Genomic DNA, 15567 nt, shown 5'->3' on the forward strand with positions numbered 1-15567 from the left:
GAATTAGTTCAAGCGGGGTCCGAGCACGCGATGTTCGAAAAGCCGGCGCCAGCGTTGGTCACCATGTTGGAGCACGAGACGACGTTTGCCGTCTTGTCGGCGTCGTGAATGTAGAAGCCATACCCTTCGCCGGACACCTGCGCGGTATTCGAAACGAACTGATTCTCACGTCCCCACCCCATGTCGTCGATGTTGTGCGTCTGGAACCCGTCCTCGGGCGAAGTCGTTCCGACATTGCCGACGATCCGATACCCGTTGCCCTTGACATCGACCCAGGAGTCCGCCTCTGTCAGGCCCGAACCATCGAACGAGTTGTATTCGACGACCCCGTTCGACGTTCCTTCTTTCAGGTCGATCGACTCGGCCGTGGTGTCCCAAATCCTGTTCCGGCGAATCGCAACACGGTCGCTCTTGTCGGGCTCGCCTTCGGTGATCTCACCCCAGTTCGAAACCGCGCTACCGACGTAGATGCCCTCTCCGAACTTCTCACGCCGGAGCCCTGTGTAGTGAATCAGGGAGTCCTGCACCACACCGTCCGTGGCATTGCCGCGGAAGTGAATTGCCTCGTCACCGATGGTGTGCACCTCGACATTGTCGACCTGCACAAAGTCTCCGCCGTCGACCACGATACCCTTCTGTGCGTTCGAGATCGTGATTCCCCAAACACCCGCATAGCTGCCGGTTATATGCAATCCATATCCCTCGCGAATGCCACCAGAATCGATGACCGCATCGCGTGGTCCGCAGATCCAGATGCGTTTGCTCGACTCTCCGGACGCGGCAAGTTCGAAATTGCCCTGATAAACGCCCGGAGCAAGCTCGATCTGGTCGCCTGCAACCGCGCTCGCCAGCGCTTGTGTGAGTTCGCTCGCATTCGCAACCGAAACGGTGCGCGTCGCGGGTCCTGGACAGACAGCGTTTTCGGGATTCGAGGCGACCCGGCCCATCCAGAGAGGCATCTCCGCCATTTGGCGAGACGGCGACTCCCCTTGTTCGTCCTCGCTGGCGGGTGTCGCCTCCTCCTGCTGCACCGCGAGCGCCTCGGCTGTCCGTTTGTCATCGCTTTCCGGTGTGCTCGGTAGCATGGTCCAAATGGGACCCGAGCTCTCCTGTGTCGATGTATCTGGTGTGGGAGTCGATATTCGTGTCTCAGAAGGAGCAAAGAACACGAGGTAGATGACGACGATCAGCGAGAGCGCCAGAACCGCCGCGGCGACGAGCCGGCGTTGTCGATGATCCACGTTGTTGTTCCTCCCCCATTCATTCCCAGCAGGAAGTTTCCGCCGAACTGACAGTGATTGCAACTCCAGACAGAGAGGAGTAGGGTAGCAAAGGCACGACCGGGGATCCGGTCGCGATCTTCACCAGAACGGAGGTCGAGCGTGTACGAAGTCTTCCCAATTGTGGCCGGAATCATCATCGGTCTGCTCGTTCCGCGCTTCGTCGCATCTGCAACCCAACGCAGGTGGACCTATGCCTTTCTCGGAGTGGCTGTCGCCGCGCTGGCCACCATCATTGCGGGCGAGGAGTGGTTCTTCATCGCGGTCGATCTCGCCGAGGTCTTCCTGGCCATTGGTGTGACGATCTACGTTGTGGACTATCTTTCGCGGAGAAACACCACGCCAGTCTCCTGACGTCCGAACCGCCAAGAGGGCTGAACCCAATTCGAAAGGAACGAAAACGTGACGCGTCTCGAAAACGATGATGCCGCGCTGGCTCGTCGCGCGCTGATCAAGGGCGCCGCCGGTGGATTGATCGCCGGTGGACTGATTGCAGGCTCAATGGAAACTCGGCTGGCAGAGGCAGCGTTCGTTCCCAACAACTTCCACGTCGTTGTGCATGTCACGCGCCAGGAGGATCTGCCGTATGCATTCTCGAGCCTCGACACCGTCGCCCAGCACTACAAGAAAGCGACCGCCCGGCTCGTTTTCGATGGCGATGCGGTCAAAGCATTGACCGATGACGACGTGTTGACGCAGGTGCAGGCGGCCAAGGATGCGGGCGCCGAGATCGTGGCCGCGAGCGATGCGCTGAGCATCAACGGTATCGACGCGTCGTCGCTCCCGGATTTTGTCGACACCGACAACACCGGAGTCATCGCCGTCGTCGATGCGCAGGTGAAGGGGTTTCACTACTACAAGCTGTAGAAATACCCTCTGGACCGAGACTACGCTGCAACCTTGCGGTCGATCAGAACGAATGGCGCGTTCGTGTCCGGGTCGACCACGATGGTGGCCTCGACATCGAAGACCTGCGCGAGCAGTTCCTGGGTGATCACATCGCTTGGCGTTCCCGCCGCGACTACATCGCCGTCCTTCATCGCGATGATCCAGTCGGAGTAACGGGCAGCCAGGTTCATGTCATGGAGAACCAATGCGATGGTGCGGTTTTGAGTTCGGTTGAGCTCGACCGCCATTTCCAGCAACTCGATTTGCGCCCCGATATCAAGGAAAGTGGTCGGCTCGTCCAGCATGAGCACAGGCGTGTCCTGCGCCATCGCCATAGCGAACCATGCTCGTTGCCGTTGGCCGCCAGACAGGGTGTCGATCTCTCGATAGCGAAGATGACAAAGATCGCATTGGGCCAGAGCCTCTTCGACCGCGCGCTCGTCCTCCTTGCGCCACTGGCGCAAGAACCCCTGGTGCGGCATGCGTCCAAACGCCACCAGGTCTTCCACGAGGAATCCCGACGGTGGCATCGACCCCTGGGCCATGTAGGCCATTCGCCGTGCTAGCGCTTTCCGCTTCATGGACCGCACGTCATCGTTCTCGATCTTCGAGCACCCGCAGAATGGCTTCAGTAGGCAGGTGCAACAGCGCAGGAGTGTCGATTTCCCACATGCATTGGGACCGATGATCGTCGTGATCTTTCCGGGAGGAATCTGCGTCGTGACGTTCTCCAGAATTCTCCGTTCGCCGTACCCTGCGCCGAGCCCGTCGAACCGAATCGACGGACCCGTCGAGCCCCCGTCGAGCGCTACCCGGTCGATAGCGGTACGTGGCGCGGGCACGATGTAGAGATAGTCATGACCTGGATGCCGCCGAACGGCGCAATCCACACCATAGAGCTGGTCGAGCAGTTCAGGGGTGATGACCTCGTCGGGCGTCCCGCTGGCAGCAACTGTTCCATCGACCATGGCGATGATTTGGTCGCTGACGCGCGCCGCTTCGTTGATGTCGTGCAGCACCATGACGATGGTGCGGTGCTCATCCCGGTTGAGCCGAAGCACCAGTTCCATGATTTCGAGCTGATGCGCGACATCGAGATAGGTCGTTGGCTCGTCGAGCAGGAGCAAGGGCGTTTCCTGCGCCAGCGCCATGGCGATCCAGGCCCGTTGGCGTTGACCGCCCGAGAGCTCATCCACCAGGCGCTTGCGCAACTCGGTCATACCGGCAAGTTGGAGCGCATGCTCGACAATGGCTTCGTCGTGGGCGCTGGGTGTCTGCAGGAATCCCTGGTGCGGGAACCGTCCGCGCCGAACGAGATCCTCGACCGTCAGACCCTCGGGAGCCGACGCTTGCTGGGCGAGTAGTCCCAGCCGCTTGGCCACTTCACGGCTTGGCAGCTGGTGAATGAGTTGTCCATCGAGCACCACCTGGCCGCCCGACGGGCGGTGAATCCGCGCAAGCCCACGCAGCAAGGTCGACTTGCCGCATCCGTTTGGCCCAATGATCGTGGTGATCTGACCATCGGCGATTTCGATGGAGGTGTCGACCACGATGGGGTCCTCGCCGTAGGTGAGTGTGACGTTTTGACCTCGAAGCCGGCTCACTGAAGTCTCACAACCTCGTATTCGATCGATACAGCAAGAAGAGGAAATAGGGCGCCCCGAACGCGGCCGTCAACGCGCCGACCGGAAGCGAAACAGGCAAGAAATGCTGGCCGATGACATCGACCATCAGGACGAAGAACGCACCGACAACCGCCGTAAACAGAATCATCGATCCGCTCAACGGCCCAGCAAGCATGCGCGCGAAGTGCGGAACCATCAGCGCGACGAACGCAATCGGTCCAGCGAGCGCCACCGCCGCGCCAGCGAGCGCGCAGCCGATTACGATCAGCCCGAGCCTGGTTCGCTCCAGTTGCAGACCGAGTCCGCGCACCACATCGTCTCCCAGCTGCATCGCGCGCAATGGCCAGGCGAGCAGCACCGCCAGTGGCAAGCAGACAGCCAGTGTGCCGGTCAGGACTTTCACATCGAACCAGTTGCTGCCATAGATCGATCCGATCGACCAGACGATGGCCGGCCGAACCTGTTCGAGCGGGTACTTGACCAGCAAATACTGGTTGAACGCGAACAGAAACTCGCCAACTCCGATGCCGACCAGGATCAAGCGATTCGGGGCAATTCCTTTCTTCCATGTCAGGAGGTAAACCGCCGCCGCCGCCACCGAGGCGCCGACGAATGCCGCCAAAGGCATCAATCGATATGCCAACCCGGACACGATCCAGAAGACCGCAACCACCGTTGCACCCGCATTGACGCCGATGATGTCCGGTGAAACCAGCGGATTGCGCACCAATCCCTGAAAGATCGCCCCCGAGACTGCGAGCGATGCGCCGACGAGCGCCGCGGTCAGCACACGTGGCAATCGCAACTCGCGCACGACGAGGAGCTGGTCATCGGTGCCATGTCCGGCAACGGCCGCGGCTACGTCTGCAAAAGGGATATGAAAGCTCCCAAGCGTCATCGCCCAGATGAAGAGCAGACCAAGCAGGCCGAGCATGACGACGGTGTAGAGCAGGACCTTGAGATTGACCCGGACTGCGATCCCGCCTCGCCGGACAACCCGGTGGCCAGTTCGGCTGGTAGACGGTGTGAACTCCATCGTCGCCATCGTCACTCAGCTCGCCAGGGTTCGCCGGCGAGCAAGACCGATCAGCACCGGCGCACCAATGATTGCGGTGATGATGCCGACCTGCACCTCGGACGGCCGAGCGACGACGCGCCCGATCACATCGGCGCTGGTCAACAGAATCGCGCCAACTACCATCGAGTAGGGGAGCACCCAACGGTAGTCCGGTCCGATGACCGATCGCACCAGATGCGGCGTGGCCAGTCCCACAAAGGCGATCGGACCAGCAGCGGCGACGGCCGCCCCGGTGATAACGACCACCAGCACGAGCGCAATCAATCGCAGCATCCCGGTGCGCATGCCAAGCGCGCGGGCGGTTTCATCACCCAGGCTCAAAACGTTCAACTGGTGCCCAAGGAAGAGCCCGACGATCGATCCACCGAGAATGAACGGCGCCAGCCAGATGAGCGTATCGAGGTCGCGGCCTGCAACCGAGCCAGCCATCCAGAAACGCACCGTGTCCATGGTCTCGCGATCGAGCAAGAGCAGCGCGCTCGTCCAGGAAGCCAGCATGGCGGAGATCACGATACCGGCGAGCGCAACCTTTGTGGGCGTCGCTCCGGCACGACCAGCAGACGCCATTGCGAACACCAGCAACGACGCCAACAACGCCCCTGCAAACGCAAACCAGACGTACTGATATGGGGCGGTGAGATCGAAAAAGTAGACCGCAATGACCACCGCCAACGTCGCTCCACTGGAGACGCCGAGAATGGACGGGTCCGCCAGAGGATTGCGTGTGATCGCCTGCGCGATGGTGCCGCTCAATCCCAACCCAGCACCAAGTACGATCGCGTAACACGTGCGCGGCACGCGCAACGAGCGCACCACCAGTTCCGCATAGTTCTCCGGGTTGTAATGGAAAAGGGCGTTCCAGGCGTCTGCCGTCGTGATGCTGAGCGAGCCGACGCGCAGGCTAAGCAGCCCGACGACCATCAGGACGCCAATCAACGCGACAAGACCCAGCGGCAGCAATGAACGCTGCTCACGGCCAGGTTGTCCAGTGAGTGTTCCGGCGGCGTGCGCGGGAGTTGCCATGGTGGATGCGCCTTACTCGAACCGTCCGTTCCGTACTGTCGAGAAGGAACGATTCGACTGTAGCGCCATCGAAGTTGACCTCGGTCGAGTTACGGATCGAAATCCGACATTTCTGATCGGAATTTTCCTATTCCGCACCTCCGCGCTGTCAAGCGGACAGCAATCGTCCGGTCAGGCGGCGGCTCGAAATCCAGGCAGCGTCGCGGATGGCGCTCGCGAATGCCTGTTGACGGGAGGATTCTGCGTTCTCTAGTATTCCGACCAAATTAGTCAGATTAGGATTTGTAGGACAATGACGACGCAACTCGCACCAGCGCCACGCAAACCCAGAGCCAGACATCCATTGACGACCATTCCGGCCAGCGTGGTCGGCTCGACGTGAATCCTCCGCGCATGACTCGCCTAACCATACAGAGCGATCAGATGGCCGGATTCGTTCCGACGAGCCGGACCAGTTCGCTGATCATCTTTCCTCGACCCGGTCAGCAGCTCATCGATCTGTCCGATGGCGTCGGTCAGGATACATTCTTCAAGATTCCCGACGAGTTTCGACCTGAGGCCTGTACCGTGCGCCATACCAACCCTGCCGCTGGCACGATCGATGTCGACATTTTGGTGCACGGAGGACCCGGGTACACCCGGAGAACACTGGGCGGCCAACGTGCAACCGGGCGAGCGGATCTTTCTCTGGGGTCCGCGGGTGGCATACAGCCCGTTTCCAAATGCGTCGTTCACGCCTTTTTGCGATGAATGCGGGGTGCCGGCGGCAGCCTGCATCATCGAGTCGCTCCCTCGAAACGCTGCCGGCCGCCTGGTGGCCGAAGTGAAGGACTCATCGGCTATCCTCCGATGCCCGATCACCCCAGGCGTTGCGCTGGATTGGGTGTTCCTCCGGCGAGTCCGAACCCGGTACCGGAGGCCGGTTGCTGGATGCCGTCACTTTCGGTTCCGCAACCAAGTGGGTTGAGTGTACGCCTGGGGCGGCGGAGGAATGACCGCGATGCAGAGAAGATCGGACGATACTTGTAAGCATTGGGGTCTCAAGACGTCGTCGATCAGCGCCATTGGCTATTGGCGCATGAGCCGTGAGATCCCGCCACGTAAACAGCGCTCTCGATTGTTCCACGAGATGTGAACTCTTGTTACGATCCAGCATAGTTGTCGTCTGACAATCGCGATTGCGAGCGGAGAAAACTTCATGCCAACGGACCGATTCTGACAGCCACGCCGATCTCCTCGAGGTTCGATTGCTCGGTCAACTTGCAACCGTAGATTCTGGCAACCGCCCACAGGTCAACCCAGTCTGGTTTCTCTGGGAGGACGGGCATCTGCTCCTCAGCATCAAGCCGGAAACCAAGTACCGAAATCTTCGCGGGAACCCTGCGGTCGCGCTATCGGTTCTCGATCCAGGAACTCGTTCCGCTACATCGAGCTCCGTGGCGAGACCATCGATTTCGAGCTCTTTACCACCCTTGCGTTCGTGAACCGACTGGCTCACAAATACACCGGCGCGGACTTCACAGGGTGTCGACGGCGAGGAACGCTGGAAGGTGCCATCCGCATTGATTCGTGGACCTCTGCCGGGAGCTGGTTCGACGATCGGAGCGCGAAACGATCCGGTCCTTCGATGAGCGCGTCGGTGATGCCTGGTTCGCTCATGGCGTGACCGGCGTCCGGAATGATATGCAGCTCCGAATCCGGCAGCGCCGCGGCACAACTCCCAGGCGTTCCGGACCGGACAAATGACATCGTACCGGCCGTGGATGATGATGACGGTCGGGATATGCGCGATACGGTCGGCGTCCTCGATGAGCTGATTGGGGCGCTCGAAGAAACCTCCATTAGCGAAAGAGTGATTCTCGATCCGCGCGAATGCAGGGCCATTGCTCGTCGGTTCCACCCTCGAATACCGGGATGAGCTGACTGGTCGACCATTCCCAGTTCGTCCAGGCACGAGCTGCTTCGAGCTGTTCGGCCGGATCGTCTCCGAACAGTCGGCGATGATATGCGCGCATCAGGTCGTCCCGTTCTGATTCTGGAATAGGCGCCAGGTAGTTCGCCCACATCAGGAAAGATGTTGCTTGCGCCTTCCTGTTGAGTACCGGAAAGCTCGAACGGTCGCAGCAGAAAGATGCCGCGGAGGATCAACTCCGGAAACGTGTTCCGGATGCGTCTCCGCGTAGGCAAGCGAGGGTGCTCCCCCGGATCCTCGAAACACCTGCCAGCGATCGATCCCAAGTCGCTGCCGAATCGCCTCGATATCCGACACCAGGTGCCAGGTTGTGTTGCCCTCGACTGACGCGTGCGGGGTGCTCCTGCCGCATCCTCGTTGATCAGAAGAGAACGATTCGGTACCGTTCGCGTGAACTTAGCCGCCACGCGAGGTTCGTCCCACCCCCAGGTCCACCATGAAGAAAGATCACCGGCTTGCCGTCAGGGTTGCCGCACTCCTCGACATAAAGGCGGTGGCCGTCGTCGGTCTCGAGAAACCAGGTGGAGTAGGGCTCGATCTCGGGTAAAGCTCGCGCATGGTCGGTCTGTGACTTGGCGCCAATGCGCGAACCCCGCCATCGGCTGGCAGCGAGACGAGTCCAGTTTTCGGCGTAGTGGAGAAGTTTCTCCCGGGTATCGGCAATGTCGTTGTTCCGCATCGTCGAGTTGCCCGATGCGATCCTGCGCGGTGAACGACGCTTCGCCCTTCTCCATCGTCAGGCGGCTGGCGTCGTAGGTGAGGTGGGTGAGGTTGTATCGAGAATCCAGTAGTCGTTTCCGCGCCGCAAGCCAATCCTGACCTCCACGGTCACCACCTTGGCGACCCAGTTCTGCAGCGATTCGCGCAGCATGAGCGCTTGCGGATCGGTCAGCGCCCCTCATACAGCAATCGACCAGCAAGCGTGCAGCCGTTCACCCGCAGTGTCTCGATCGTGTCCTCGTTGTGGATACCGGAGACGCGAGGCGGTCGTAGGCGATGTGAAGCAGCGCCATCCCGGCGCTTCGTAGATGCCACGGCTCTTCGATTCGATGATCGATTCTCGATCTGATCGCTCATCCCGAGTCCGTGTCGTCCACCGATGGCGTTGCCGCGGTGATCAGCTCGACCTGATCCGCAACGGCGCCATCGATCGCGACCGGAAACCCCTCCTCGAACGTCACCGTCACCTCTTCGTAGTCGATCACGATCTCCGGCTTCCAGAACGCGACCCCGCTGATCGGATCGACGATCGTGATGCTGGTGCTGAGCTCCTCGAGGTGTTTGGCCTCGTGCGTGGCCCCGAGGATGTTCGAATCGGTGGAGTAGGCCTTTTCGGCGGACATGCGGTACTGGAAGCCAGCTTCCGCGAGGGTAGTCCGACATATCTCCGCGCGGCCGCCAGGTTGATCGATGAAGGCCGAATCGAGCCACGGCTGTAGATCCTGAGCGCGGGGTTCACCAGGGCCCGTAGCGAGGTAAAGGAACCGCTCGATGTCGTTACCTTTGTAGGTGCTCCCGTCACCCCAGATGTTGACGCCGTCCTCCATCATGGCCGCGACCAGAATGGTCGGTCACAGCGCGACAGCGGCGTGGTGTTGAAATAGGGGACACCGGCGGTAGTGATGTCAAGCACCCGCATTGCAGCGCGCGGTCAGCCCTTCACGCACCAGCTCCTGTCGGCAGTCCACCAGGCGCGCCGATTCCGCCCCGTACTCCAACGCGCGGCGAGGAATGTCGTCGTAGTTGGTTTCGTCCGGCTGACCCAGATTGGCCGTGTGGGGCATACGGCACCGCACCATGCTCGCGCATCCAATAGAGCGCCGCGCTCGTGTCGAGCCGCCCGAGAACGCAATGCCGATCTTTTCTCAACTGGAAGACTTCGAGAATATTTCCCATTTCACCCGCCATCTGCCACACGAACGCGCGATCGTCGATCGATGCGATTCTACGCGGTTCGCTGTTCGTGATTGCGCCGGGAGGATCCAGTTTGCATGAACGGCTAGTGGAGTTTGGGTTGGGCCTCCGGCTCGCCGAGCGTCAACATCAGTCGATTCGCGTTCGCAAGGAGACGCCGCGCGGATTCAGGATGTCGAGGATCTGAAGGTCGGTGAACCCAAGCGCACGCAGAGAGCACAGGTCGGCGCCTGTGAGCGCTTCTGGATCGTTCGTGAGCTTGGCGGATACGTCGACCACTGCTCGTTCGACCGGCGGTAGCTCGGTGCAGATCCTTCGTCCAGAATCGATTTGCGCCATGGGGCGGTTCTTCAGATAGTTCGCCACACTGACGCGCATGCACCGACGCGCAGAAGACGCAGCCGTTGATCCGGGAGGTGGTGGTCGCTCAAGTTCGCGGTACCCCGCTTGGTGACGTCGGCCTCATCGGCATAGACATGTCGATGCAAGCGCGCGCGCCTGCAACGAATCCGAAATCGTTCGCCAACACCAGCAGATAGTCCGAAGCGTTCTTGCCGGCTATGAACAGGCTGCGATCTCCTCCCTCCGACGCGGGGAAAGTTCACCATCCACCGCACGCGGAACCCAGGGAACCCAGTTGAGGAATTCGAGTGTGAACGCTGGCTCGGACATCATGACGCTCCCAATGCACGCAGCGCAGCATGAGCCGCACCTGATATGACACATACGACGACCTGCGACAGAACGACGATTCCCTGTGGCGACAGCCCCGACTCGAGCAACGCGTCGATGTCGTTCCGGCTGCTCTCCATCGGTCGAGTGGTCACCAGGTCGACGTGTCGCATTGCCGCCGACAACGGGTGATCGTCTGGCCACGACGCGTGGATGTCCATCGCCATTTGAACCTCCGGGAGCGAGACTCCGACGTCGTCAGCTCGGGCGGCGTACCAATCAGTCACTCGATTGCTTCGCGTATGCATTGCGGTCCGGATGGCGACCAATAGGCGATCAGCAAGAGAAAATGCAGCACCGGAATCGCTCGACGGGCGAAAGAGCGCGTGCAGAGTACCCCTGCATCTGCGCCGCACCCAGCTCGAGCTTTCCGCCCGGGCGCGCCACACCAGGCGGTGCAGTCCTCGCCCAGGATGGAATCCGATCCTGCCATCGTCTTGGCTCATGTCATCCCCTGTCATGCGTCCGCAGGTCGGGTCTGGTTGCAGATAACTTTCATCCATGCTCTCGCCGCCTGAACGCTCGAGCGCCCGCACGACGAACCCGAAGCATGTGTCGACCTACAGCGCTTTTCCGTCGCTCGAGAAGCGGGCAGAGATCGTCGTCCACAAAGCCGTCACGCTCCAGCGCCGGCAAACCATCGATGCTGGTGACGTTGTTGGCCTGGATAGTTCGATTTCCACGACTCGCCGTTTTTCGCTTGCTGTTTCTCGGCCCACCGCACCAGTTGTTCCCGCTCGTCCACGAGCTTCATGCGGAACATGAATCCGCATGAATCCGCGATCCGCTCGACATCGATCACGATGATCGATCGAGAAATGAGCGTCGTATCCTCCGAAGGCTCGAAGGCCGCCATCCGCTTTTCGTACTCGGGGTGGCCAGGATCGACGACCCGACCGACGCCATGCAGCCGAATCACCTTCGGGCACCCTCAACGCGCAGAACATCACAACGATGCGCCCGTTCTCACGCAAGTGAGCGATCGTTTCCGCTCCGCTCCCGACCAAATCCAGGTAGGAAACCGTGTTTGGACCGAGAACGCGAAAGAGGCCGCTGCCCCCTTTCGGTGAAACGTTGACGTGGCCTTCGCTGCCGGATGGCGCAGTGGCGACAAAGAAGAGCGGCTGCTTGCTGATCCAGGCCTCGAGCTGGGAATCGATGCCCTTGAAAATACGTCCCACGGTGTTCTACTCCACACATCGTTCGAATTGGGAAAACTCTGCAGCAGTGAGATTGGAGATTGCCAGGTGATTTCGCAATCAGTGCCGCTGGGCGCTTTTTCGACGATACAGACCGAGATCGAGCTCACCACATTGTGTTGTAATGAAACCATTCGAACGCTTGGAAATGGGCACGGGCCGGCGGCACATCCTGTACGGTCGGAGCACCTGCGCGGAGCAGAAAAGGAACGAATCTGGACTCTTTGTAACTCCGTTGGCGCGTGCTTCGCGCAGACCGACCGGATCCATGACCCTCGACTGGTCTTTGCGATTCTGGCGGTACTGGCGGATTCTTGGCGGTGTGGCTGCCGCGCGCGCGTTTGACGTTGCTCGATCTCTATTCGCATCATGAGCATCTTCTGCGGGTGTTCTTCATTGCGCTTTTCTTCTCCACCATTCTCACCGGATTGACGACACTCATCCTGAGATGGCTCGATCGGCGCGATCCACTGCCCTGGCAACTGTACGCATCGCTGCTTGCGTGGGGGCAATCCTCAGCACCGGACTGGCGTTGCCTGCGAATCAGCGAATCCTCAGAGATGTCGATCGGTGGGTCGAGAAAAACGACCTGATTCCATACGCTGGCGAGAATCGAGGCTTCCTGTAGCGCTCCGATTGCCGGCCCCTCGTCGAGGAGACGCTCAAAGGGGGTTGGCTTGCTTTTGGTTTCTTCCTCTTTCGCTCGTTCTTCCGCAGTCCTCGTGACGGATTCATCATGGGCGCGCTCGTCAGTGCCGGATTCAACTGGTTCGAGTCCGCGCTCTACGTTGCCAATGACTATACGGAATGGGGCGTCCACACCTATGGCACCGAACTGGGAGGGCGCTACGGACTGTTCCGGGTTCGCCGGGCATGCGTTGTTCACAGGACCCCGGCCAGGCTCGGCCTGGGCTATGCGGCTGTCAGCAAGACCCGCGTTCGCGCGGTGGCCTGGGCGCTCCCTTGGGTACTTCCTCGCGGTGACCGCCCACCTGGTCAACAACGGGCTTGGCGTTGCCGTGGTCGTGATCCTGCACACGATGGGCAAGCCGATTCCCGATCTCAGCGCTCCGACCGAGGAGAATCCGTTTCTCTCCAGCTGGATGAGCGCCAGTCTCCGCAGCTTCTTCATGTTCCTGCCATCGGTCTTGCTCATTCTCTACACATTGGTGCGCACGGGTCGCTGGGAGGAGAAAACGATTCAGTCGAGCTGGCTGGCCGAACCTGACACCGTCATCTCGGAAAGAGCGCGCCCGGTTGGCCCGTGAGACCCATTGGCGCATGCGCCGCTATCCATGGGAGTCACGGCGCCACTCCAGATCGATCGTGGCCGAGCAGAACCGTCTCGCGTTCCTCAAGTATCGGAGTTGAACAAGAAGGTGGCGATGTGCAGACCGATCCGGAAATCGTTGCCCAACGAGCGCGCATCGAACGGATTCGCGCCTCATCGTGATTGTCGACATTTGAAGAAAGTGATACGTTACCTGAGGGGAAGAGAGGGGTGGAGCGGGTGATGGGACTCGAACCCACGACATTTTGCTTGGGAAGCAAACACTCTACCAACTGAGTTACACCCGCATCGGCCAGCACTATACATGACGCGCAGAAGTCACGTCCAGCCGAATTCAGTCGCAACTGGCTGATCGCAGTCGACATTTCAAGGTCAACAAAGGACAACTTTCAGCGAATTCCAAGTTGACCCGATAATCTCGCTGACCATATACTCGTCGTTCCTTCAGGGGCGTAGCTCAGCTGGGAGGCGCTACAATCGCACTGTAGAGGCCGGGGGTTCGGAATCCCCCGCCTCCCTGTAGGAACGACGAAACCCCGGTCAGATGGGCCGGGGTTTTGTGTGCGACGATGTCTGTTATTGCGGACGACTACCCTGCGGGCTGCGGCACCATCTGTCCACCGAGGCACGCAACGGCCGATCACGATCGTCTGAGTCGTTCCGCTTGGTGCGCGGCTTCTTGTCCTCTGCCGGGGTGATCAGCGATGCCGCCGGACTTGCTCCAGGTGGGCCGACGAGCGTTGGTTTCGGGCGTGGCGAATCGAAAGGCGCTTCCAGTTCTTCGCCTTCGATCGTCTCCTCGCGCATGAGCAACTCAGCAATCGCTTCCAGCTGCGCAAAGTGCGAGGTAACGACTTCCTTTGCGCGCTCGAGTCCGCAGTCGACCAGCATTCGGATCTCCTTGTCGATCTCGAACGCCACTTCGTCGCTGTAGTTCCGTTGCTCCTTCAATCTCGCGGCCGAGGAAGACCAACTCGTCCTTCTTGCCGGCGAGGCTATCGCTCGCCAACTCGTCACGCCGCCCGCGCGAGGTGGTGGCCCGCTCGGCGATATCGTTGGCGGCTCCAGTCGACTGCTCGTCGAACACACCATCGATTCGGCCACATGCCCGGCCATGAACACCGCCGCGAGCTCGTCCTCGAACTGCCGCTTCGTCTTGAACATCCGGTCCTCGTCCGGCACCACGCGGGTGTAACCACCCATCATGCCGCGGGCCACGATGGAGGCCTTGCGCACCGGATCGGCATTTGGGAGCATGCGCTACGAGTGCATGTCCGGCCTCGTGATAGGCAGTCATCAATCGTTCCCGCTCGAAATCACCCGGCTCTTGCGCTGCGGGCGGCCAGCGCGGTCGATCGCCTCGGTCATCTCGTGACGCCCAATGGTCTTCTTGCCGCCGTGCCTCGCCAGGATTGCCGATTCGTTCACCAGGTTCTCGAGGTCTCTGCGCCGGAGAAGCCAGGCGTTTGCCGCGCGAGGTTGTCGATCGAAACATCGCCCTCCAGTGGCTTCCCACGGGAGTGGACTTCGAGAATGGCTCGCCGCCCGGCGATATCGGGCCGATCGAGGATGACTTGTCGATCAGTCTCCGGGCCGCAGCAACGCCGGATCGGCCGTCGGGCCGGTTGGTTGCCGCGATCACGATCACATTCGTGCTGCTGTCAATCCGTCCATCTCGACCAGAATCCTGGTTCAGTGTTTGTTCGCGTTCGTCGTGGCTGCCGCCCAGACCGGCGCCGCGCTGCCGGCCGACTGCGTCGATTTCATCGACGAAGACAATGCATGGCGCGCTCTTCAGCCGCCTGGTCGAAAAGATCGCGCGCGGCTCGCGCCCACGCCGACGAACATCTCCACGAGCTCTGAACCGGAAATGCTGAAGAACGGCTTTACCGCCACAGCGTGCCACTGCGCGAGCAATGTCTTGCCGGTTCCCGGGGTCCGACCAACAGGACACCGCGCGGTCGCGCGCCAAGCGGCTGGAACTTGTCTGGATACTTCAGGAACTCGACGACCTCGGCGAGCCTCCTCCTTCGATTCATCGACTCCGGCGACGTCGGCAAACGTAACGGTGGGCTTGTTGCTGCTGAAGAGACGCGCTCTGCTCTTTCCGAACGAAACGGCCTGATTGTTCGACCCTTGCGCCTGGCGCATCATGAAGGAAGATGCCGATCAGGAAAAGGGTCGGCAACAGGAAACCTTAACGCCCCCAACCAACTGCCCCAGCGGCTCGCTGCCTTGACATCGATTGGCGGTGCAGTAGCGACATCGACGCCATATGCCTCGAGAAGCGCTTCATAGATGGTGGTGTTGCCCGGAAGGATCGACTTGGCATCGTTGGTATCCGGGTCGATGTACGCATTTGAACCGGCATGTTCGCTGTCTTCGCCGATCATCAGCTTCTGCCTCGCCGGCCTGGATATCGGCAGCGACGGCAGAAAAATCACTGTTCGTTGTCGCATCGTTGTCGTTGACGACAAGGAACCAAAAGCGCAGCAACTGGCGACGATCAGGACAATCCAGACCGCACTGCTGCGCAAGCGTCGAATATCACCCATTCATGGACCT

General features: G+C 60.6%; 20 protein-coding genes, 1 tRNA gene and 1 pseudogene. 4 read left to right on the top strand and 18 right to left on the bottom strand.

The genetic code is table 11. The features are described 5' to 3' along the window. Positions 1 to 8 precede the first annotated feature (8 nt). A complete protein-coding gene (locus R2855_10635) occupies positions 9 to 1241 on the bottom strand; it encodes a right-handed parallel beta-helix repeat-containing protein (protein ID MEZ4531471.1) in 1233 nt (410 codons plus the stop codon). Positions 1242 to 1382: 141 nt separating this feature from the next. Here R2855_10635 and R2855_10640 point away from each other — a divergent pair, with 141 nt between their 5' ends. Both R2855_10640 and R2855_10645 read left to right on the top strand, forming a co-directional pair. Further along, positions 1383 to 1634 carry a hypothetical protein gene (locus R2855_10640; protein ID MEZ4531472.1) on the top strand — a complete coding sequence of 84 codons (252 nt, stop codon included), beginning with the start codon at positions 1383 to 1385 and terminating at the stop codon, positions 1632 to 1634. A gap of 48 nt (positions 1635 to 1682) precedes the next feature. Next, on the top strand, positions 1683 to 2147 hold the full coding sequence (locus R2855_10645; GenBank protein MEZ4531473.1) for a hypothetical protein: 465 nt from the start codon (positions 1683 to 1685) through the stop codon (positions 2145 to 2147). A 20-nt stretch (positions 2148 to 2167) separates the two neighbouring features. On the opposite strand, the gene R2855_10650 is transcribed toward R2855_10645, so the two are convergent. The 11 genes from R2855_10650 to R2855_10700 form a co-directional block, all read right to left on the bottom strand. Then, complete coding sequence (locus tag R2855_10650; GenBank protein ID MEZ4531474.1) at positions 2168 to 3772, bottom strand: ABC transporter ATP-binding protein; 1605 nt, start codon at positions 3770 to 3772, stop codon at positions 2168 to 2170. A gap of 7 nt (positions 3773 to 3779) precedes the next feature. Then, a complete protein-coding gene (locus R2855_10655) occupies positions 3780 to 4838 on the bottom strand; it encodes an iron chelate uptake ABC transporter family permease subunit (protein ID MEZ4531475.1) in 1059 nt (352 codons plus the stop codon). Between the two features lie 6 nt (positions 4839 to 4844). Beyond that, positions 4845 to 5894, bottom strand: coding sequence for an iron ABC transporter permease (locus R2855_10660; protein ID MEZ4531476.1), 1050 nt, complete (start codon positions 5892 to 5894; stop codon positions 4845 to 4847). A 402-nt stretch (positions 5895 to 6296) separates the two neighbouring features. After that, a complete protein-coding gene (locus tag R2855_10665; GenBank protein ID MEZ4531477.1) occupies positions 6297 to 6674 on the bottom strand; it encodes a hypothetical protein in 378 nt (125 codons plus the stop codon). Between the two features lie 1061 nt (positions 6675 to 7735). Continuing rightward, entirely contained in the window at positions 7736 to 7960 is a 225-nt protein-coding gene (locus R2855_10670) for a hypothetical protein (GenBank protein ID MEZ4531478.1), read from the bottom strand. A 267-nt stretch (positions 7961 to 8227) separates the two neighbouring features. Further along, on the bottom strand, positions 8228 to 8545 hold the full coding sequence (locus R2855_10675) for a hypothetical protein (GenBank protein ID MEZ4531479.1): 318 nt from the start codon (positions 8543 to 8545) through the stop codon (positions 8228 to 8230). A 57-nt stretch (positions 8546 to 8602) separates the two neighbouring features. Beyond that, complete coding sequence (locus tag R2855_10680; GenBank protein ID MEZ4531480.1) at positions 8603 to 8737, bottom strand: hypothetical protein; 135 nt, start codon at positions 8735 to 8737, stop codon at positions 8603 to 8605. Positions 8738 to 8939: 202 nt separating this feature from the next. Continuing rightward, entirely contained in the window at positions 8940 to 9416 is a 477-nt protein-coding gene (locus R2855_10685; protein MEZ4531481.1) for an argininosuccinate synthase, read from the bottom strand. Positions 9417 to 9491: 75 nt separating this feature from the next. Beyond that, positions 9492 to 9650 carry a hypothetical protein gene (locus R2855_10690; protein MEZ4531482.1) on the bottom strand — a complete coding sequence of 53 codons (159 nt, stop codon included), beginning with the start codon at positions 9648 to 9650 and terminating at the stop codon, positions 9492 to 9494. Positions 9651 to 9909: 259 nt separating this feature from the next. Beyond that, complete coding sequence (locus tag R2855_10695) at positions 9910 to 10119, bottom strand: hypothetical protein (protein MEZ4531483.1); 210 nt, start codon at positions 10117 to 10119, stop codon at positions 9910 to 9912. Between the two features lie 1009 nt (positions 10120 to 11128). Further along, entirely contained in the window at positions 11129 to 11431 is a 303-nt protein-coding gene (locus R2855_10700) for a hypothetical protein (protein MEZ4531484.1), read from the bottom strand. A gap of 594 nt (positions 11432 to 12025) precedes the next feature. Here R2855_10700 and R2855_10705 point away from each other — a divergent pair. Together R2855_10705 and R2855_10710 are read left to right on the top strand one after the other, a co-directional pair. After that, positions 12026 to 12304 carry a hypothetical protein gene (locus R2855_10705; GenBank protein MEZ4531485.1) on the top strand — a complete coding sequence of 93 codons (279 nt, stop codon included), beginning with the start codon at positions 12026 to 12028 and terminating at the stop codon, positions 12302 to 12304. 231 nt (positions 12305 to 12535) lie between these two features. Then, positions 12536 to 12979, top strand: a complete 444-nt coding sequence (locus tag R2855_10710; GenBank protein MEZ4531486.1) for a hypothetical protein — start codon at positions 12536 to 12538, stop codon at positions 12977 to 12979. Between the two features lie 234 nt (positions 12980 to 13213). Here the strand turns inward: R2855_10710 and R2855_10715 are convergent. The 6 genes and pseudogenes from R2855_10715 to R2855_10740 all read right to left on the bottom strand — a co-directional run bounded on the left by R2855_10715 (position 13214) and on the right by R2855_10740 (position 15557). After that, positions 13214 to 13289 (bottom strand) — tRNA-Gly (locus R2855_10715). Positions 13290 to 13578: 289 nt separating this feature from the next. Next, positions 13579 to 14259, bottom strand: a complete 681-nt coding sequence (locus R2855_10720; GenBank protein MEZ4531487.1) for a hypothetical protein — start codon at positions 14257 to 14259, stop codon at positions 13579 to 13581. A 39-nt stretch (positions 14260 to 14298) separates the two neighbouring features. Next, entirely contained in the window at positions 14299 to 14430 is a 132-nt protein-coding gene (locus R2855_10725) for a hypothetical protein (GenBank protein ID MEZ4531488.1), read from the bottom strand. Between the two features lie 247 nt (positions 14431 to 14677). Continuing rightward, positions 14678 to 14908: pseudogene (locus R2855_10730) on the bottom strand (AAA family ATPase). Next, positions 14797 to 15156 (bottom strand): AAA family ATPase, encoded by a 360-nt coding sequence (locus tag R2855_10735; protein ID MEZ4531489.1) that lies wholly within the window; start codon positions 15154 to 15156, stop codon positions 14797 to 14799. Before R2855_10735 ends, R2855_10730 begins: the two are co-directional and overlap by 112 nt. Continuing rightward, positions 15153 to 15557: a hypothetical protein gene (locus R2855_10740; protein MEZ4531490.1), complete on the bottom strand. Its 405-nt coding sequence runs from the start codon at positions 15555 to 15557 to the stop codon at positions 15153 to 15155. Before R2855_10740 ends, R2855_10735 begins: the two co-directional genes overlap by 4 nt. Between the last annotated feature and the right edge of the window lie 10 nt (positions 15558 to 15567).

The organism is Thermomicrobiales bacterium (assembly GCA_041390825.1).
GTDB lineage: Bacteria > Chloroflexota > Chloroflexia > Thermomicrobiales > UBA6265 > JAMLHN01.